The organism is Bacillus sp. RCC_6_1 (assembly GCF_041360755.1).
GTDB lineage: Bacteria > Bacillota > Bacilli > Bacillales > Bacillaceae_G > Bacillus_A > Bacillus_A cereus.
The window spans coordinates 50602-69780 of record NZ_JBFUPV010000011.1 but is presented as its reverse complement, the minus strand read 5'-3'; the positions used below and the strand labels follow the sequence as shown (position 1 = coordinate 69780).

Sequence of the window (19179 nt, the reverse complement as noted above, 5' to 3'; positions counted from 1 at the left end):
GGGGAGAGAAAAACGATGAAAAATATATTTATTATAAATGGACATGAAAAATACGGTACAAAGGAAGGACGATTAAATAAAACGTTAGTAGATTATATGGTTACTGTATTAGACGAGAATCATCATGTGAAAACAACAACGATTCAAGATGGTTACAATATTAAAGAAGAACAAGATAAGTTTTTATGGGCTGATGTTGTGATTTATCAAACACCAATTTACTGGTTTAGTGTTCCAGGCTTATTTAAAACGTATATGGATGAAGTATATGAATACGGTTTGTTCTTTAAAGGTGCAGATGAATATGGAACAGGTGGTTTATTAAAAGAGAAAGAGTATATGTTCTCTACAACTTGGAATGCACCTGAAAAAGCATTTGGAGATAAGACAAAGTTCTTTGAAGGAGAAAGTTTAGAATCAGCGCTTAGTCATTTACATCGCGTGCAAAAGTTTCTCGGTATGAGTCCGTTAAAGAGTTTTGCTTGTTATGATGTGGTGAAGAATCCGGATATAGAGAAGTTTTTAGTGAACTTGAAAGATCACTTAGATGGAGTAATTAAATAATAGTATGTGAAGAAGGTACTACTAAGGATGTAGTACCTTCTCCTTTTATAATGACTCATATTTTAAGACATGGATGGCTGTATCCATAACTTCGCAAAATTTGCCCAACCGAATGAATCAATTGTTACGTTTTTTAAAGAAGAAGGGTATGTTTTTCTTTTTAGAACGTGATAGTTAAATAAAATGATGTGTTCTGCTTGTAAAAACTCTTCAATCTCATACATGAGTTCATAGCGCTTTTCTTTATTTTCTTCTAGTAAAAATGTATCTAGTAAACAGTTAATTTGTTTTTCGTAGTGCGGGTCCATGAATCGATTTACGAAGCAACTTTTATTTTTAAATACATTTAAGAATGCAATTTCATGATTGGCAGCAAATACTTCTCCCATGAAAATAATATCAGCATGTTTATCAATAGAGCGATTCATATAATCTGAAATGGGAAATGGGTGAAGCTCTACTTGTATACCTAAACTTTCACATCGTTCTTTTAAGAAATATGCATCATTTGCACTATCTTTAAATGCGAAGAAGTAAATATGTATCGTTTCTCCATTATATGTACTCTTTTTCAAATACTCTTTTGCCTTTTCTAAAGAGTAGGATCTTCTTGTTGCAAGGCGGCTTCTATCAGGGAAAAAGCTTGATGCAGCAATTGTCCGTCTACCCTCTATGTTACGAAGTATCATTTCAACATCATATAGTTCTCTCCAAGCTTTTCGAAAGTAAATGTCGTGATGAGGACCAGGTTTTGTAAAGTTGAAGCTAGCATAAATACAACCTATTTCTTCTATTTGTATATCATGCCTTTCATTTTCTTCTTCGTTTGGTAGTTCATAATCAGCATCTATTTGCACATGGTCAGGAATACCCCAAAATTCAATACGGTCTAATAACGCGCGCTCTTTAAAATAATGGGTGAACGCTTCGAGTACGATATTATCTTCAGAGTAATGAGCAAGTTTGAAAGGTCCAGTACCTATATAATGATGATTTTGAATACTCGTATCACGCGGTAAAATTGCGAGCTGCATTGAACTTACATAGTGTAAGAAAAATAAATTTGGTTTTGCTAAATGGAATCGAATTTGCAGTGGTGATGGTGTTTCAATTTGAACAATTTCTTCTGTTAACCATTCGAAAGGGGATTGAACTTGCTTTAGTCTTTCAAATGAAAATTGTACATCTTTAGAAGTTAAAACTGTTTCGTTATGAAAATATACATCCTTTCGTAAATAAAAAGTCCACGTAAGTCCATCTTCACTTAATTCCCACGTATGCGCAATGTGAGGCTCCATTTTTTCAGTAACATCGTTATAGACAACTAATGTATCAAAAATTTGACTCGTAAGATGACTCTCTGTAGTTACAGCCACAAAAGCCGGATCTAATGGGAATATCTTTCTCGATATAGGAATCTTTAATACGTCGTACATATCATTTGAAGGTTCGTATCCAAAATGATGATGTAGTTTATTTTCTATCTTTTTTTGAAGTGCGAGGGGGAGGGGTTCTTTTAAAAGAAGAAAGATATCTTTTAATTTTTCTTGCGCTAACAGTTCATCTGTATAGGACTCAATCGCTTCTACGAAATTATGTATAAATAGAATTTCCGTTTTATTTCCGCGGCCTCGCCCTGGAGTCCAGCTAATTAATTGCTCCTCGCTCATTTTCTTTAATAAAATCTTTACGTTTTTCGTACTGCAATATAAAACATCCGCTAATTCTTGTAAGCTATTTCGCATATGTTGTTGATCTTGTGCATGTAGTCTTAGTCTAATGTAATAGTCCATAATTTTCATATATACACTTCCTTCTATCATAAAAGGGGAAACTCTTTAGAATATTCTAACCTTTTTCTTCCTTTTTTTCAAAGTAAAATAAGTAAGCATAAGGAGGGGAAACAATGGGATTTTGGAGTATGCATCGAAATATAAAAATTAGAATTATAACATCGTTTTTAACACGTACTGTGTCTACGATGATTTTTCCATTTATGGCGATTTATTTTTCCATAAAGTTAGGTAGTGCGATTGCTGGTGCGTTACTACTTATTAATGTCATAGCTTCATTAGTAATTGGTTTATACGGTGGATATGTTGGAGACCGGCTTGGGCGTAAAAAGGTTATGATTATCGGTCAAAGTATACAAGTCATTTCCATTGCTTGTATGGGAGTTGCGAATTCGGATTACGTTGACTCACCATGGCTAACATTTGTGTTTATGTTAGTGAATAGTTTAGGGTCTGGACTTATGAATCCTGCGACAGAGGCGATGTTAATTGATGTGAGTACACCTGAAAATCGAAAAGTGATGTACAGCATTAATTACTGGGCTATTAACTTATCCATTGCAATTGGAGCGATATTTGGTGGATTACTATTTGAAAACTATAGATTACAATTGTTTATCGTATTAACTCTTGTTGCGATTATTACTCTATATGTAATGGCAGTATATATGGAAGAGGTGTATGTGGCTAGAAAAACAGTAGAGAAGAAAAATGTATTAAAAGATATGACGGATAGTTATAAAGTTGTAATGAAAGATAGAGCTTTTTTAATTTTTTGTGCAGCAAGTATATGTACATTGTCTTTAGAGTTTCAAATTAATAATTATTTAGGTGTTCGCTTGCAGAAGGAATTTGAAACGGTGCACTTTTTATTCGGGAATGGTTTTACGTTTGATTTAACAGGGATTCGCATGTTGAGCTGGATTTCTGCAGAGAATACAATTTTAGTTGTGTTATGTTCAGCACTTCTTATTAAAATGCTGAAAAACTTCAACGATTTGAAAATCTTATATGTAGGCTTATTTATTTACACGATTGGATTTACAATACTCGGAACGAGCAATAGCTTATGGATTTTATTAATTGCAGGGCTTTTCCAAACAGTAGGCGAGATGATGTATGTGCCAGTGCGTCAATCTATTATGGCAGATATGGTGCCAAATGAGGCAAGAGGTTCTTATATGGCGATTAACGGAATGGTCTTTCAAGTGGCAAAAATGAACGGGGCATTAGGTGTTATGCTAGGTTCATTTATTGCATCTTGGGGTATGAGTGCTCTGTACTTTATCGTTGGTATGAGCAGTATTTTATTATTTATGAAGGCGATAGGGAAAGAGCAGTATGAGGGGGAGGTTTCTCAGATTGGATAAAACGATATGAAAAGCGATGCTAGAAATCGCTTTTCATATGGCTTTTAAAACGGATCAACTTCAGCTAAATCAGGATTGCTATTTGGGTTTGTTAATAAGACTTTCAGCTCACCTACTTCAGAGAGCGCAACGAGGATATAACCACTAATAAGGACGACGAGTCCGATGACCCTTAATGTTTGCAGTGTGATATCACGGCTATTGTTTTCGGAGTTGTCTTGGGGCGTTGAAGGTGGATTGTTATTCATAAATAGGGCTCCCATCTTTTGTATTTATATATGTGCGAAATCATTATTTAACTTATGGATAGGAATTATATAGTCATTTTCACTATATGAGAACTGCCTATGAAAAGTGATAAGGAATTTTTGGGCGAGAAAAGAGGGGAATCCAAAAGATTATTAAAACTGAACTTTTGGATTCCCCTCTTTTTATTTATCTTGCTATTTGTGGTGGTCGGTTTTCCTGTAAACGACCAGTTGGTGAGGGCTAATTAATTATTTTCATGTAAATACAAGGAGGTTAGTTAACCAAAGTAGTTATCCTAATATACGCAACGATTCTTCAATAAACGCTGGGATGTCCTCTGGCTGTCTACTTGTTACTAGCTGATTTTGACATACGACAACCTCTTTGTCATGAAAGTTCCCGCCGGCATTTTTTAAATCGACTTCAATAGATTTATATCCAGTTACATCGCGTCCTTCAAGTGTTTGTGCAGTGATGAGTAGCTGAGGTCCGTGACAAATAGCGAAAACAGGTTTTTCCGCATCCATAAATGCTTTACTAAAGCGAACAAAACGTTCATCGGCACGAAGTATATCTGGAGAAAATCCACCTGGTATGAAGAGGGCATCAAAATTCTCTGGAGAAACATCATCAATACTTTTATCAATCACGACTTCACTTTTCCCTTGCTTACCGTGTACCGTTTTCCCTTTTTCCATTTCAATAGTTGTGAATTCATATCCCTTTTGTTTAAAAGCTTCTACTGGCGCTGTGTATTCTGTATCCTCGAAATAATCCGTTATTAAAATAGCAATTTTTTTACTCATTCTAATCCGCTCCTTATATTATATTATCGGCTCCAGAATCTTCCTTGGGCAATGCCTTCTATAAATGATTCAATTGAAGTATTTGTTAAGTTGTAAACTCCTGCTCCATCCAGTTTAATCTTACTATGGTCCAAAGCATGAGGATTACTAAGGACATGAGCTATCGGTTTAAAATGTTTAAAAGTAGTTTCTGCAAATTCTAAAACAGGGGGTTGAATGACAGACTCACTACTAAACACTAATACTGCATCAAAAAGGGAGGAGTCTGTTGTTGTATAAGTATCAGTTACTTTAATGGAATCATTGAACTGATAAATTTTATTATCTATGATGCTATAGTTAATTCGGTGTTGTACAAAAGCTTGAATCCATTCGGACAGAAGTGAGACGCTTGGGTCACCATTTAATAGAATTGCAACATTTTTGGAATCAGATTTAAAAATAGTATTGGACATACTTAGTGCAGGTGATTTTGCATCTGAATTTACTTCGTGATTTTCCTTAGGTAAAGGAGCTCCAATAATGTTAGCGACTTCTTGTGCTAATTGACGATCGACGTGGTTTAGAAGAGCAATTACATTTGCCTTCACCATGTCTGATTTACACTTCCCAACTTCAAAGCAAAAAGCTTCTTTTATGTGCTGCTTTTCAATAGGGCTCATACTATTGTAGAAAAGTTTAGCCTGAGAATAGAAGTTAAGAAAGCTTTTACTGCGACCTCTAATTTTATGCCCATCAATCTTTTCTTGATAATGTTCATATCCTCCTTGTTCGGCTTGGACGGTTGCAGGTTGATTGTTATTTAATCCATTAGGATGATAGCTTGTTTGACCGCGATGAATCTGCATTTGATGCATACCATCACGTTGATTATTATGAAAAGGACATACGGGCTGATTGATAGGGATTTGATGGAAATTAGGGCCCCCTAAACGAGATAATTGTGTATCTGTATAGGAGAATAATCTTCCTTGCAGAAGAGGGTCATTTGAAAAATCAATACCTGGTACGACATGACCAGGGTGAAAAGCTACCTGCTCTGTTTCAGCAAAGAAGTTATCAACATTTTTGTTCAGTGTCATTTTACCAACTAATTTTACGGGAACTTCTTCTTCTGGCCATAATTTCGTTGGATCTAAAATATCAAAATCAAATTTATGTTCATCTTCTTCTGGAATTAGCTGTAATCCAAGCTCCCATTCAGGATAATCCCCTTTTTCAATTGCTTCGTATAAATCTTGACGATGAAAATCAGGATTTTTCCCGGCAATCTTTTGAGCTTCATCCCATACTAATGAATGAACCCCGAGGGTAGGTTTCCAGTGAAACTTTACGAAATGGGCTTTTCCTTCTGCGTTAATGAGTCGAAATGTGTGAACTCCAAAACCTTCCATCATTCGTAAACTACGCGGAATAGCTCGGTCGCTCATTTGCCACATGACCATATGAGTGGACTCAGGATTATGCGCAACAAAGTCCCAAAAGGTATCATGAGCGCTAGCTCCTTGAGGAATATCATTATGTGGTTCTGGTTTAACTGCATGGACAAAATCAGGAAATTTAATAGCATCTTGGATAAAGAATACCGGCATATTATTACCCACTAAATCATAGTTTCCTTCATCTGTATAAAATTTTGTGGCGAATCCGCGTACATCTCTTACTGTGTCGTTGGATCCTTTAGAACCTTGAACGGTTGAGAACCGTACAAATACAGGTGTTTTCTTTGAAGGATTAGTAAGAAAATCTGCTTTCGTATATGTTTCTAAAGATTCATAAAGCTGAAAATAACCATGAGCGCCAACCCCGCGTGCATGAACAATCCTTTCGGGAATTCGTTCGTGATCAAAATGGGTCATTTTCTCACGAAAGTGAAAATCCTCCATTAAGGTTGGGCCTCTTAAGCCCATCTTTAAAGAAAATTCATCTTCAGCTATTTTTACCCCTTGATTTGTTGTTAAAGCATGTTTGCATTGATTGTCAGTAACGTGATGCTTCAATTGTTCCGTTTTTTTATTCACAATATAGGCCCCTCCTTTACTCTGTTAATTAATAGATACCCTTTTTATTAGGTCGTAAACATGTATTATCGTTTTTGTATGTAAAAATCATAAATATCGGTTGTTTCAGTGATTCTTGTTTGAGGAAGCAAAATAAAAAAGCCAAGGATAATTTATTTTCTCCTTGGAGTTTAAGATATTTCTTTTCGTTAAAACGAAGAAACGCGTTGCTTCGTTTTTGGTACAATAATAAATTTGATCCAGAGTAACCCGACAATCATAATGATAAGGCTATGTAAAAATTGACCTGTAGCAATGAGTATAACACTCGAAAATACAATGAGTTGAATACTTAGCAATATAAAGATTAAGCTAAGAAATTGTTTCATTCTTTCTTCAGTATGGATTGGATATAATGCTGCAATAATATTTCCCGAAAAATATTTCCATAGTGAACGAAGCTGCATAGAGATCATATATAGAACGATGTAAGTGATAGCACTTTTTACGTATATATTTGGTATGAAATATAAGGCGAAAGCACCGATCAATCCTAAGCGAATATATATACCGAAATAATCATTTCCACGTAAAAATGCTAGTGTATGTAAGTAGAAGAAAGTTGCTCGTTTTTTATGTAATAAAGGTTCAATCCAATTTGTAAGCCATTTTCTTTTATTTACTTGTTTATTCAGTTGCGGAACATCGGTGAAAATGCTAGCAAATTGATAAAAACGAACGTTCATTTTTTCTTCTTGCTCAATTATGTAATCCCACGGTATTCGTTTTGTAGGCTGTTTTTTCGTATATAGAAGTAGGAAAGCAAGTAGTAAGAGTAGTCCGCCCAATATGAGAACATTTGCGGAATAAAACAGCATGTAAATGATTAGGGCGTTACAAGTAATACGAATGATCAGCCATATATTTTTTTCGTGACTATCACGCCATATCCAATGTATGTACATGTTCCAGGCTTTCGTAATCATTAACACGATAAAGATTGTACATAAAAAAGGTACAGTTAATTGTAATGATTGCATAGCAAGTGGAACGAGAATAAGGAACGTAAATAACAATGGGAAAAGCTGAATGATGTAATTGTATAGAAGAGATTTTTTGAAATAAGATGTTAGTTTCTCTTCTAGTGCTAGTAAATAGACAGCATCAGGTTTTTGAATAAATGTACGGATAGGGCATCTCGTTATAATGAATGTAAGTACAATCGTTATAATTATTAAAGATATTCCTTTAGAAGGAGATGCTTTTAGAAACTGAGCATAATAATATGCACCAACGCATGAAATAAAGATAAAGCTATATAGTAAACCGTTAATCATACGTGCAAAGTATGTAATGATATTTTGAATATGTTGTTGGAAGCGACTGCTCCATAGCGATTCGATTGACATGTTTTTCACCTCTTTGTTCTATTATATATGTTTTACAAAAGAAAAAACGAGCAAATTGCGTTATGCAACTTGCCCGTTTTTCTTTTTGTTATTTTTTTTCTGATCACGATTCATTAATGGATAGAAAGCAAATCCAATTACGAATAAACCAATTCCGAGAAGGAACGTTTTTATATCGGATGCGCCAGTTTTAATAACCCATAGTGCGTAGCAAAGTGCGATAACTGCGACTATGCCATCTGTAATTCTTGCCCGCATTTCATTTTTATATGTTTCACCAGTTGCGACTAGTTTTAACTGGAAGATTGGTGAAACGAGATATGGAATGAGGTAGGCCAGTGTTGATACGGTAATAACGAATGTATAAGCTTCCGCAATGGTTCCTGATAATGTTGAGAATAGGAATACTTGCGACATAATGTTTGTTAATCGTAATGAGTAAATTGGACTTCCTTTTTTATTTGTTTTCGTGAAGAAGGAAGGGAAGAAACCTTCTTTTGCTGCTTGATAAGGTACTTCTGAGCTTAATAAAATCCAGCCTAAGATAGAACCGAACAGGGAAGTAAGAGCAAGTAATGCCATCAGTTTCCCGCCGCCGTGACCCATTGCAGCATTTAGTGCATCTGCTAATGGACGTTCAGAAGCATGTAATTTATCAACGTGAAGTACACCCATTGTTAAAATTGTAATTCCTAAGTAAATCGCAACTGTAATAAGTAATCCCGCAACTGTTGCACGTTTTACCGTTTTTGGAGAAACAGCACGGTTTGATAAAAGAACGGCTGATTCAATTCCGATAAACGCCCAAAGCGTTGTAAGAGCAGCTAAATTTACTTGTGAAAGAAGACCATGTGATGCACCTGATTTATCAATCATCGGTGTGTACCATTGTCCAAACTTAGAAGCTTCGAATGCAAATAACGTAACGACGATGAATAAAAGGAATCCAGTTACTTTCGTTGTTGTTGCTAAGAAGTTTAGTTTTCCAGCTCCGCTTACACCGTTTGTTAATATAATATGAGTTCCCCAAAGTAAGATGGAACAAATCGTAAATGTAATTAGTTTTCCGACTTCTACGTTAAACGAGCCGATTGAAAATAGTAGTCGCGTATCTTTCATAATTGGGAAGAAGAGTGATAAATATCCCGCAAATGATGTAATGATGGCAACGTTACTTGCCCAGTTTGCAACCCAATATCCCCATACCATACTGAAGCCAGCCATTTTTTTCTTTTTTGGTGTTGAGAATAAAGCATATGCATGACTTTGTGGCCCTGTCGTTAAATCAGGACGACGAATTGCTAAATTACCGAAAACAAGAGCTAGCATTAAAACACCAAACCCTGTAGTTAACCAAGCTAAAGTGACACCGAGTGGGCTTGCTGTTTGTGCCAACGTACTTGGTACCATGAAAATACCAGCGCCAACCATGTTACCGACAACGAAAGCTGTTAGTACCCAAAAGCCCCATTTTTTTTGTTGCATAGAAAAATACCTCCAAAGTTAGTATAACCAAGTCAAGCGAGGAGATATGTATGTCTTCCTGAGTCAGGAAGAGAAGTCCCAAACAAAACAAAAAAAGCACGTAATCTGCCGCTACATGCTTTCTATCTTATAAGAAACCCACGACATACCTCTCGATAGCTCTCCACAAACGAAACGTTTGTGACAGTTCTGCACTTATTAAATGCAGACCCAGCAAGCGTGCATGGTGGACACGACTTACTTCGGCAACCATTCCTTTCTCATTCCTTCATCAATGCCACTACATCTCCTGAAATGATACTCTTAATGATTGCAACCTCTACCTCACCGAGATACGAATGAGGATTTAAATATTAAATTAACGTCTTTAAGAGTAACAAATGAATTTTTATACGTCAATGGATATAGTAATAATCAGATTATAGAGAAGAGTTTGTGATTAAAAGTGAGTTAGGAGAGGCTGTAACGATTATTAGTTCTGCAGAAGAAACAGCGATAGAGTTAAGTACCATTTTACAGCACAAAGGAATTTTGTCTGACAATCTGAATTTGAAGCATCGCTTTTTTACAACGGGATCTGTTTTATCATTTGAACATATTGCTGAGCGATGGCTAGGGTATCAAATTTCTGTAGAATGTGTACATTTGCCTATGAAAAATGCGTGTATACATAATTAAGATTTAGTAAATTACTTTTTTAAATAAATGAGGTTCGTTTCATAAGAAGGAAAGAATAAGCTTTTAATTGAAGTGTTTAAGGGCAGTTCAATTAAAGGGGAGATTGGATTATGGAATTATTAAGATCTCAATTATTTGCTTTAGAGTATATTTCAAAATATGCAGAGAACGAAAAACGTGGGGCTAAAGCAACGATTAATCATATACTTAAAATGTCTAATATTACAGATGAAATATTTGAAGAAGCTGTCGCTAATTTAAAATCTCATGCAAGGATTGCTTTACATTTTCATCCAGACAGACTAGATTCGAATATGAAAAGTGTTGCTGAAGCACTGTTTGAGCAAGGAGTATATAAAAGTCAGTTTGAAACATTGCTATCTAATGGAAGCGTATCTGCTTATCCTGGTGGTGAACGTGACCTTTGGGAAAAGAGAATATTTGGAGGGGCATATCAATTAGAAGGCGTAACGAATGATCAACGGCCAAAATACGGAGCGCTAAATTTAATGTTACATCCAGATGGGCCGGCTCCGCGTTTTGGTTCATGTTATTTTCTCTTATCTCCAAAAGTTTCTTCGCGCTCTACATATACATATTTAGATTCGCATCAAGATCCGAAAGAAAAGGGGACTTATGAGGAGTTTGATATGATTTTAGCTGCTCTTTTGGAAGAGACATTCGTAAGAGATTTTGCAATTGGTGAAGGGAATTTGACGCCAACAATATTAATTAATCATTTACTAGCTAACCTGAAAAGGCCGTTTATAGATTTAGTAAGCAAAGAGCCAGCCCGTAATCTTAATCATTATATTGAAGCGCAGATTCATGGAGAGATTTCTCTTAAAGAAGACGTGGAGGCGCTTGTTGCAGATCCTTCATTTAAGGGTACGGATGTAGGAAAAGTTTTAGAAGAAATTTGCCTGAAGTATGCGATTGATTTGTATTGGCACATCGGTTTTGTACTTATGGTAGACGAAGTTCCAATGGATTTTAGAGGTTCAAAAATGCCATCTTTAGCAAGACGCATTGCACGGAATCATTGTATCGATGCAAATATAATTGGCTCTGCTGTAGTGGATTTGAAGCGCAATCCATTATCTTGGAGTGATCGTGGAACTTATGAAGAAGTGCTTCAGGAATTAAAATTATTATGGCATGTTTTAGTTCGATTTGGAAAACCAAATCGGAAGTAGAACGAAATACTCCGTTTTTCGGAAGTATTTATATAGAAAAGAAGCTGATCTATTTATAGATCAGCTTCTTTTTATAAGATTAAACTAAGTTTAATACAGTTACTTTTTCACGTGTCATAGACTCAAGGCTCTTACGAATACCTTGTGCGCCCATACCTGAACCTTTTACACCGATGAATGGGAAATGGTCAGGGCCGCGCTCTGTGCGTCCGTTAATTTGTACAGAACCAGTTTCGATTTTGTTAGCAATTGCAAATGCTTTGTTAATGTCTTTAGTGAAGACACTTGCTTGCAGACCGAATTCTGATTTGTTAGCAATTTCAATTGCCTGTTCATCTGAAGAAACACGGATGATTGGAAGGATTGGACCGAATGGCTCTTCCCAAGCAACTTTCATCTCTTCTGTTACGTGATCGATTAATGTTGGGTAAATTAAGTTACGCTCACGTTTGTTACCGATAACGATCGTAGCACCTTTTTCAACAGCGTCGTCAACTAAACCTTGAACGAAGTCAGCAGATTTGTCGTCAATTAATGGAACGATTGTGCTGTCTTGTTCTGGAGATCCAACTGATAGTTCAGCTACTTGCGCTTTTAATAAGCTAACAAGCTCGTCCGCTACGTTTTCGTGTACAAGTACACGTTTAATAGCTGTACAACGTTGACCAGAGTAAGAGAATGCACCGCTTACGATATGGTTTGCAGCATCTTGTAAGTCAGCATCTTCACGAACGATACCAGGATCTTTACCACCAAGTTCTAATACAAGTGGAATCATTGAAGCTTTTTTCGCTAAATGTTTACCTGTGTTTGTACCACCTGTGAACGATACCATATTGATGCCTTCGTGCTCTACTAAGTAGTCACCAATTACAGAACCGCGTCCTGTAGCTACGTTTACAAGACCTTTTGGAAGGCCAGCTTTGTGAAGTGCTTCAACCATTTTAATACCACTAATTGCACCTTGAGTTGCTGGTTTGAAAATAACAGCGTTACCCATAATTAATGCTGGTGCAAGTTTTGCAGCAGATAAGTTTACTGGGTAGTTAAATGGTGCGATTGCTAATACAACACCAAGTGGTGCGCGTTGGATAATCGCAAGTTTAGATTTTGTACCGCCCGGGAAGCTATCGCCCATCATGCTTTCTCCGTGCATATGTAAAGCTTCTTCGATCGTGTAACGAATGAAGTCAGCTGTACGAACAACTTCTTTCTTCGCATCTTTATATCCTTTACCGACTTCTTTCATAATGATATCGGCAATTTCATCCTGCATATTTACGAGCTCATCAGCCCATTTATATAAGTATTTTGCGCGATCTTGTAGGGAAGCTTCAGCCCATGATTTTTGAGCTTCTTTTGCAGATGCAATTGCTTCATCCACTTCTCCGCGAGTAATTGCTTGTACTTGTCCAATTACTTCGTGTAAGTATGGAGATGGAATTTCGATTGTTTCTCCTGAAGAGCTTTCTCTCCATTCTCCGTTTAAATAAAATTTGTACGTATTGCTAGTTGTCATGATTAGTCCTCCTAAAATAGCAACTTGTAAGAGTGAGTATAAGGTGATTGTAGGGGGTTTGATAACATTTTTCAAATGAAATGTTTGTGAAAACGATTTCTTATTCTTTTTTTATTTTGTATGCCCTTTCTTACAGAACATTCCCTTATTTCAAAATGGTGTATCATATATTTTTATTTGAAGTGTGAAAAAATAATTGACAGAATACTCAATAAAGTTGTAAGATTATAAATGGAAAATAAATGAAGGGGGTGTGCGTAATGATTGTAATCGTAAATGTAATGGGCTTAGCTCTGTTAAATGGCAGAAAACATTCATATCATTACGCAACCCGTACGGATATATAGGGCATCTTTGTCTTATAAAAAGCGTACGTTGCGTATATCGTAACGTACGCTTTTTATGCATTCCTGTGCATATCGTCAAGCGGCGGTATGCTTTTTTTTGTTTATTTTCCCTTGTTTAGTTCCGATAAAAAACTTTGGAAGGTGGAAAAATGTGATGAGATTGTATGGGTTACGAAATGTAAATGTGATGGGTCTGGATAGTGGATAAAGAAATGAGAGGTAAACGAGAACGAGAAGGGAGAGGTTACATTGTTATCAGTATTACTAAAGTTAAAATGGTTTTTTAGGGAGCACTGGAAGAGATATAGTATTGCCATTGGAGCTCTTTTAATTGTGAATATAGTTGAAGTTATTCCCCCGAAAGTGTTAGGGGTTACGATAGATAATATAAAAACAGGAACGTTATCGAACGAAGCAATTATGCAATCTATTCTTATTTTAATAGGGGTTACAATCGTTGGGTATGGTCTTACTTTCGTATGGCAACATCAATTGTTTGGAGGTGCATTTGTACTTGAGAAAACGATGCGCTCTAAATTTATGGGGCATTTACTTAAGATGACGCCGACTTTTTATCAAAAAAATCGTACTGGCGACTTAATGGCGAGGGCAACGAATGATTTAAAAGCAATCGCTATGACAGCTGGTTTTGGTATATTAACGCTTGTGGATTCTAGTTTATACATGCTTACGATCGTTTTTATGATGGGATTTACAATTAGTTGGGAGCTTACATTTGCAGCGCTTATTCCGCTTCCAATTATGGCGTATGCGATGAATATATATGGAAAGAAATTGCATGAAAGATTTACCGTTGCGCAAGATGCATTCGGTGATATGAACGATAAAGTGCTTGAATCAATCGCTGGTGTGCGTGTTATTCGTGCATACGTACAAGAGAATGCAGATGAGGAAAGATTTCATCACTTAGGAGATGACGTCTACGAAAAAAATATGAAAGTAGCGAGAATTGACGCATTATTCCAACCAACTGTGAAAATGCTTGTTGGCCTTAGTTATTTAATCGGTTTAGTGTACGGGGCATATCTTGTATTTCAATCAAAGGTAACACTTGGTGAACTTGTTTCATTTAACGTGTATTTAGGGATGATGATTTGGCCGATGTTTGCAATTGGTGAATTAATTAATGTTATGCAAAGAGGAAATGCTTCGCTTGACCGTGTGAATGAAACGTTAGCGTATGAACCAGATGTAAAGGATCCGAAACATCCAAAGCTTGTGCAAGAGCCGGATTATATTCAGTTTGATGACGTTACCTTTTCATATCCTTCATCAACTGAAACAAATTTAAAAAAGGTTTCGTTTACCTTAAAACAAGGGGAGACGCTTGGGGTTGTCGGAAAAACAGGAAGCGGGAAAACGACGCTTGTACGTCAGCTTCTTCGTCAATATCCACTTGGAGATGGAGATATTGCAGTTTCTGATGTGACATTAGATAAAATGACGAATGAAAATGTACTCGGCTGGATTGGTTATGTACCGCAGGAGCATATTTTGTTCTCAAAAACAGCGCGAGAAAATATTTTATTCGGAAATAGGGAAGCGACTGAAGAAGAACTAGAGAAAGCAATTGAAATTGCTGCGTTTAAAAAGGATTTAGAGTTTTTACCAGAAGGGTTAGAAACGCTCGTTGGAGAGAAAGGTGTTTCTTTATCAGGAGGGCAAAAACAAAGGATCTCGATTGCAAGAGCTGTTATTCAAAATCCAGAAATTTTAATTTTGGACGATTCTTTATCAGCTGTAGATGCTCGTACGGAAGCAGCGATCATTGAAAATATAAGAACGGAAAGAAGCGGAAAGACGACGATTATTACGACGCATCGTTTATCAGCAGTGCAACATGCGGATTGGATTCTCGTTATGGATGAAGGCGCAGTTATAGAAGAAGGTACGCATGCTCAGCTTATCCAAAAGGGAGGCTGGTATGCCGAACAGTTTGAAAGACAACAAGGTGAAAGTGAAAGTGCAGATAGTGGGGTGAAAATATGAGCGTTTCAAAACGATTGTTTCAATACGCGATGAAAGTGAAAGGGACGATTTTTGCTGCGATGTTAATGTTATTTATTTTCGTCATCGCAGAGCTTGCTGGTCCTTTCGTCGCTAAAACGATGATTGACGATCATATCGTCGGGATAGAGAAACCTTGGTATGAAACAGAACAGAGTGAAGATGCTGTTTCGTATAATGGGGCTTTTTATAAGCGAAGTGATCGCTTTGAACAAGGCGAGAAAAAAGGAAAAGAAGTACGCGTGATGCAAGTCGGTTTTCAATATTATTTTGTACCGAATAAAGTAAATGTAGAAGGATCACGTACTGTAAAAGGGGATATGATTACCGTTCAAAATGGTAAGGCGGTGCAAGTTTATAAAGCGAAAGCATTAACAAAGGAAGAAGTATTTGCATTTTATAAGCCAGAAATAAACCGTCTATTATTACTTGGTGGTGGCTATTTTGCTTTATTAGTAGTCGTATCATTATTTGCATACGGAAAGCAGTTCTTCTTGCAAAAGGCAGCGAACAAAATTATTCAAATTATGAGGGAAGATGTTTTTTCTCATATTCAAACGTTGCCAATTCGGTACTTTGATCATTTACCGGCGGGGAAAATTGTTTCGCGTGTGACGAATGATACAGAGGCCATTCGTGATTTATATGTAACGGTGTTGGCAACATTCGTTTCTAGTATCATCTATATTATTGGGATATTTGCTGCGCTATTTTTATTAGATGTGAAGCTCGCTTCATTATGTTTATTAATTATCCCAATTTTAATTGTTTGGGCGATTCTTTATAGAAAATACGCGTCTGTATACAATCATAAAATGCGCTCTCGTTTATCTGATATTAACGGAACAGTAAATGAATCCATTCAAGGGATGCCAATTATTCAAGCGTTCCGTCAAGAGCGTGAAACGAAAAAAGAGTTTGAAGAATTAAATGGCGATTATTTTAAGTATCAAAATAAAATTTTGAATTTAAATGCAGCAACTTCTCATAATTTAGTATCCGTATTAAGAAATATCGCTTTCACAGGTGTGATTTGGTATTTCGGTGGCGCTTCATTAAGTGCTACAGGCGTCATTTCTCTAGGGATACTGTATGCGTTCGTTGATTATTTAACACGATTGTTCTCACCGATTACAAATATGGTGAATCAGCTTGCTAACTTAGAACAATCGCGTGTTGCATCAGAGCGTGTTTTTGAATTGTTAGAGGAAAAAGGAGAAGCAGTAGAAGAAGAGCGTATGCCTCGCTTACAAGGAAATGTGAAGTTTGATAATGTATCGTTTTCTTATAATGGGAAAGATGAAGTGTTAAAAAATATTTCTTTTGAAGCGAAACAAGGGGAGACCGTGGCACTTGTCGGTCATACTGGATCAGGAAAAAGTTCTATTATGAACGTACTCTTTCAGTTTTACGAGTTTGAAAAAGGAAAGCTTACGATTGATGGTCATGATGTAAAAGAGATGCCGAAACAAGCAACTCGTGAACATATGGGAATCGTACTGCAAGATCCGTTTTTATTTAGCGGGACGGTCGCTTCCAATGTAAGCTTAGAAAACGAAAAAATTTCAAAAGAGCGTATTATAAAAGCATTGCATGATGTTGGTGCTGAAAGATTTGCGAACAATATAAATGAAGAAATTACAGAAAAGGGAAGTACGCTTTCCACTGGAGAACGTCAGCTTATATCGTTTGCTAGGGCGCTCGCTTTTGACCCAGCCATTTTAATTTTAGATGAAGCGACATCTAGTATCGATACAGAAACAGAGGCGATGATTCAACAAGCGCTAGAAGTTGTGAAAAAAGGAAGAACGACATTTATTATCGCTCACCGACTTTCAACAATTAAAAGCGCAGATCAAATTATTGTGCTTGATAGAGGAACCATTTTAGAAAAAGGGTCTCATGATGAGCTAATGAAAAAGCGCGGGCGTTATTATGATATGTACAAAACGCAAATGGAAGGGAACCAGAGCGCTTAATAGGTATGGGAGAGAACTTGTGATTTTCACAAGTTCTTTTTTTAGTGAATCAGGGCAGTTAAATAAGAAGTATTATTTTACCTTTCGTACAATAAATGCTATATTAAAAAATGTTACTTATTTTTTGTATGTAGCGTTATTTTTCCCTTTTGTTTGATTATGAAGAAAAAGGATAAACTAAATAAGAACATTTTCATTGAAAAATTGTTCAAGATTGCATACAATCAATATAGTTTTTAAATTCCTATCAGAATACTTGGAGGATTACTATCATGAAGAAATTATTTTCAGTGCTTGCAGTAACTACATTAGCGATCGGGATTGTAGCCGGCTGCGGTAAAGAAGAGAAAAAAGATACAGCTAGTCAAGACGCGTTACAAAAGATAAAACAAAGCGGTGAACTTGTAATTGGAACAGAAGGTACATACGCACCGTTCACATTCCATGATTCAAGCAATAAATTAACTGGATTTGACGTTGAACTATCAGAAGAAGTTGCAAAACGTTTAGGTGTAAAACCTGTATTTAAAGAAACACAATGGGATAGCTTACTTGCTGGTTTAGATGCAAAACGTTTCGATATGGTTGCAAACGAAGTTGGTATTCGTGAAGACCGTCAAAAGAAATATGATTTCTCTAAACCGTACGTTTCATCTTCAGCGGCATTAGTTATTGCAAAAGATAAAGATAAGCCTGCTACATTTGCTGATGTAAAAGGTTTAAAAGGAGCACAATCTTTAACGAGTAACTATGCAGATATTGCTAAGAAAAACGGTGCGGAAATTATTGGTGTAGAAGGATTTAGCCAAGCGGCAGAATTATTAGCTTCAGGACGCGTTGATTTTACAATTAATGATAAGTTATCAGTATTAAATTATTTAGAAACGAAAAAAGATGCAAAAATTAAAATTGTAGATACTGAAAAAGAAGCTTCAGAAAGTGGATTCTTATTCCGTAAAGGTAGCACTAAGCTTGTACAAGAAGTAGATAAAGCGTTAGAAGATATGAAAAAAGACGGTACGTATGACAAAATAACGAAAAAATGGTTCGGTGAAAATGTATCTAAGTAGTGCATTAGTTTCAGATCGATTGTCTACTTGGATAGATATTATGCAGACTTCCTTCATGCCTATGCTGAAGGAAGCTGTTTTTACAACAATTCCATTAACGCTTATTACATTTATTATCGGGATTATACTGGCAACGTTAACAGCGCTCGCACGTATTTCTGGTAGTCGTATTTTACAATGGATTGCTCGTATCTATGTATCTATCATTCGCGGAACGCCACTTCTTGTACAATTATTTATTATTTTCTATGGACTTCCAACTCTTAATATTGAAGTTGAGCCATATACAGCAGCAGTTGTTGGATTTTCATTAAATGTCGGTGCATATGCATCTGAAATTATTCGTGCTTCTATCCTTTCCATTCCGAAAGGGCAGTGGGAAGCAGCTTATACAATTGGGATGACATATCCACAAGCATTAAAACGTGTTATTTTACCACAAGCAACGCGCGTATCAATCCCGCCGCTTTCGAATACATTTATTAGCTTAGTGAAGGATACTTCGTTAGCATCGTTAATTTTAGTAACAGAAATGTTCCGAAAAGCGCAGGAAATTGCGGCGATGAACTACGAGTTTTTAATTGTTTATTTTGAAGCAGGTCTTATTTATTGGGTTATTTGTTTCTTATTATCAATCGTACAACAGATGTTAGAAAAGCGTTCAGAACGCTACACATTAAAATAAT

At 36.2% G+C, this 19179-nt stretch carries 15 protein-coding genes, 1 pseudogene and 1 riboswitch; of the genes and pseudogenes, 9 read left to right on the top strand and 7 right to left on the bottom strand.

Going from position 1 to position 19179, the window contains the following annotated elements; all coding sequences use genetic code 11:
• The first annotated feature begins 15 nt into the window (after positions 1–15).
• Complete coding sequence (locus AB6801_RS23725; protein ID WP_000789176.1) at positions 16–564, top strand: NAD(P)H-dependent oxidoreductase; 549 nt, start codon at positions 16–18, stop codon at positions 562–564.
• 62 nt (positions 565–626) lie between these two features.
• Here the strand turns inward: AB6801_RS23725 and AB6801_RS23720 are convergent, their stop codons facing one another.
• On the bottom strand, positions 627–2387 hold the full coding sequence (locus tag AB6801_RS23720; protein ID WP_141530658.1) for an SgrR family transcriptional regulator: 1761 nt from the start codon (positions 2385–2387) through the stop codon (positions 627–629).
• Between the two features lie 83 nt (positions 2388–2470).
• Between AB6801_RS23720 and AB6801_RS23715 the strand changes: the two genes are divergently transcribed.
• On the top strand, positions 2471–3727 hold the full coding sequence (locus tag AB6801_RS23715) for an MDR family MFS transporter (RefSeq protein ID WP_370941185.1): 1257 nt from the start codon (positions 2471–2473) through the stop codon (positions 3725–3727).
• 44 nt (positions 3728–3771) lie between these two features.
• On the opposite strand, the gene AB6801_RS23710 is transcribed toward AB6801_RS23715, so the two are convergent.
• Positions 3772–3975 (bottom strand): hypothetical protein, encoded by a 204-nt coding sequence (locus tag AB6801_RS23710; RefSeq protein WP_001063872.1) that lies wholly within the window; start codon positions 3973–3975, stop codon positions 3772–3774.
• A gap of 99 nt (positions 3976–4074) precedes the next feature.
• Here AB6801_RS23710 and AB6801_RS23705 point away from each other — a divergent pair, with 99 nt between their 5' ends.
• Entirely contained in the window at positions 4075–4224 is a 150-nt protein-coding gene (locus tag AB6801_RS23705; protein WP_168369332.1) for a hypothetical protein, read from the top strand.
• 42 nt (positions 4225–4266) lie between these two features.
• Here AB6801_RS23705 and AB6801_RS23700 read toward each other — a convergent pair whose 3' ends face one another.
• From AB6801_RS23700 to AB6801_RS23685, 4 genes are all read right to left on the bottom strand, one after another.
• The gene (locus AB6801_RS23700; protein WP_097998858.1) at positions 4267–4782 is read right to left on the bottom strand and encodes a type 1 glutamine amidotransferase domain-containing protein; all 516 of its coding nucleotides are present in this window, start codon (positions 4780–4782) and stop codon (positions 4267–4269) included.
• Positions 4783–4805: 23 nt separating this feature from the next.
• Positions 4806–6803 (bottom strand): catalase, encoded by a 1998-nt coding sequence (locus AB6801_RS23695; RefSeq protein ID WP_001036536.1) that lies wholly within the window; start codon positions 6801–6803, stop codon positions 4806–4808.
• A 188-nt stretch (positions 6804–6991) separates the two neighbouring features.
• The gene (locus AB6801_RS23690; RefSeq protein WP_097998857.1) at positions 6992–8191 is read right to left on the bottom strand and encodes an ABC transporter permease; all 1200 of its coding nucleotides are present in this window, start codon (positions 8189–8191) and stop codon (positions 6992–6994) included.
• A gap of 60 nt (positions 8192–8251) precedes the next feature.
• Positions 8252–9676: an amino acid permease gene (locus tag AB6801_RS23685; protein WP_370941184.1), complete on the bottom strand. Its 1425-nt coding sequence runs from the start codon at positions 9674–9676 to the stop codon at positions 8252–8254.
• Between the two features lie 148 nt (positions 9677–9824).
• Positions 9825–10006, bottom strand: a riboswitch (Lysine riboswitch).
• A 99-nt stretch (positions 10007–10105) separates the two neighbouring features.
• Between AB6801_RS23685 and AB6801_RS23680 the strand changes: the two are divergent.
• Together AB6801_RS23680 and AB6801_RS23675 are read left to right on the top strand one after the other, a co-directional pair.
• A pseudogene (locus AB6801_RS23680) lies at positions 10106–10354 on the top strand (glutamate racemase); the annotation flags it as partial.
• A gap of 110 nt (positions 10355–10464) precedes the next feature.
• Positions 10465–11550 (top strand): DUF3626 domain-containing protein, encoded by a 1086-nt coding sequence (locus AB6801_RS23675; RefSeq protein ID WP_016117244.1) that lies wholly within the window; start codon positions 10465–10467, stop codon positions 11548–11550.
• 79 nt (positions 11551–11629) lie between these two features.
• Here AB6801_RS23675 and gapN read toward each other — a convergent pair whose 3' ends face one another.
• Positions 11630–13069 carry an NADP-dependent glyceraldehyde-3-phosphate dehydrogenase gene (gene gapN / locus AB6801_RS23670; RefSeq protein ID WP_000213634.1) on the bottom strand — a complete coding sequence of 480 codons (1440 nt, stop codon included), beginning with the start codon at positions 13067–13069 and terminating at the stop codon, positions 11630–11632.
• A 596-nt stretch (positions 13070–13665) separates the two neighbouring features.
• Here gapN and AB6801_RS23665 point away from each other — a divergent pair.
• The 4 genes from AB6801_RS23665 to AB6801_RS23650 all read left to right on the top strand — a co-directional run bounded on the left by AB6801_RS23665 (position 13666) and on the right by AB6801_RS23650 (position 19178).
• Positions 13666–15426, top strand: a complete 1761-nt coding sequence (locus AB6801_RS23665; protein WP_000953785.1) for an ABC transporter ATP-binding protein — start codon at positions 13666–13668, stop codon at positions 15424–15426.
• Positions 15423–17423, top strand: coding sequence for an ABC transporter ATP-binding protein (locus AB6801_RS23660; RefSeq protein WP_000116647.1), 2001 nt, complete (start codon positions 15423–15425; stop codon positions 17421–17423). The genes AB6801_RS23665 and AB6801_RS23660 overlap by 4 nt, the downstream gene beginning before the upstream one ends.
• A gap of 272 nt (positions 17424–17695) precedes the next feature.
• On the top strand, positions 17696–18493 hold the full coding sequence (locus tag AB6801_RS23655; RefSeq protein ID WP_000732836.1) for an amino acid ABC transporter substrate-binding protein: 798 nt from the start codon (positions 17696–17698) through the stop codon (positions 18491–18493).
• Positions 18480–19178, top strand: coding sequence for an amino acid ABC transporter permease (locus tag AB6801_RS23650; protein WP_000281499.1), 699 nt, complete (start codon positions 18480–18482; stop codon positions 19176–19178). The genes AB6801_RS23655 and AB6801_RS23650 overlap by 14 nt, the downstream gene beginning before the upstream one ends.
• The last annotated feature ends 1 nt before the right edge of the window (position 19179 follow it).

What these genes read in the sequence shown, in the direction of transcription:
- AB6801_RS23725 (WP_000789176.1), top strand. Translation starts at nt 16, where the DNA reads ATGAAAAATATATTTATTATAAATGGACATGAAAAATACGGTACAAAG.
- AB6801_RS23720 (WP_141530658.1), bottom strand. Translation starts at nt 2,387, where the DNA reads ATGATAGAAGGAAGTGTATATATGAAAATTATGGACTATTACATTAGA.
- AB6801_RS23715 (WP_370941185.1), top strand. Translation starts at nt 2,471, where the DNA reads ATGGGATTTTGGAGTATGCATCGAAATATAAAAATTAGAATTATAACA.
- AB6801_RS23710 (WP_001063872.1), bottom strand. Translation starts at nt 3,975, where the DNA reads ATGAATAACAATCCACCTTCAACGCCCCAAGACAACTCCGAAAACAAT.
- AB6801_RS23705 (WP_168369332.1), top strand. Translation starts at nt 4,075, where the DNA reads ATGAAAAGTGATAAGGAATTTTTGGGCGAGAAAAGAGGGGAATCCAAA.
- AB6801_RS23700 (WP_097998858.1), bottom strand. Translation starts at nt 4,782, where the DNA reads ATGAGTAAAAAAATTGCTATTTTAATAACGGATTATTTCGAGGATACA.
- AB6801_RS23690 (WP_097998857.1), bottom strand. Translation starts at nt 8,191, where the DNA reads ATGTCAATCGAATCGCTATGGAGCAGTCGCTTCCAACAACATATTCAA.
- AB6801_RS23685 (WP_370941184.1), bottom strand. Translation starts at nt 9,676, where the DNA reads ATGCAACAAAAAAAATGGGGCTTTTGGGTACTAACAGCTTTCGTTGTC.
- AB6801_RS23675 (WP_016117244.1), top strand. Translation starts at nt 10,465, where the DNA reads ATGGAATTATTAAGATCTCAATTATTTGCTTTAGAGTATATTTCAAAA.
- gapN (WP_000213634.1), bottom strand. Translation starts at nt 13,069, where the DNA reads ATGACAACTAGCAATACGTACAAATTTTATTTAAACGGAGAATGGAGA.
- AB6801_RS23660 (WP_000116647.1), top strand. Translation starts at nt 15,423, where the DNA reads ATGAGCGTTTCAAAACGATTGTTTCAATACGCGATGAAAGTGAAAGGG.
- AB6801_RS23655 (WP_000732836.1), top strand. Translation starts at nt 17,696, where the DNA reads ATGAAGAAATTATTTTCAGTGCTTGCAGTAACTACATTAGCGATCGGG.
- AB6801_RS23650 (WP_000281499.1), top strand. Translation starts at nt 18,480, where the DNA reads ATGTATCTAAGTAGTGCATTAGTTTCAGATCGATTGTCTACTTGGATA.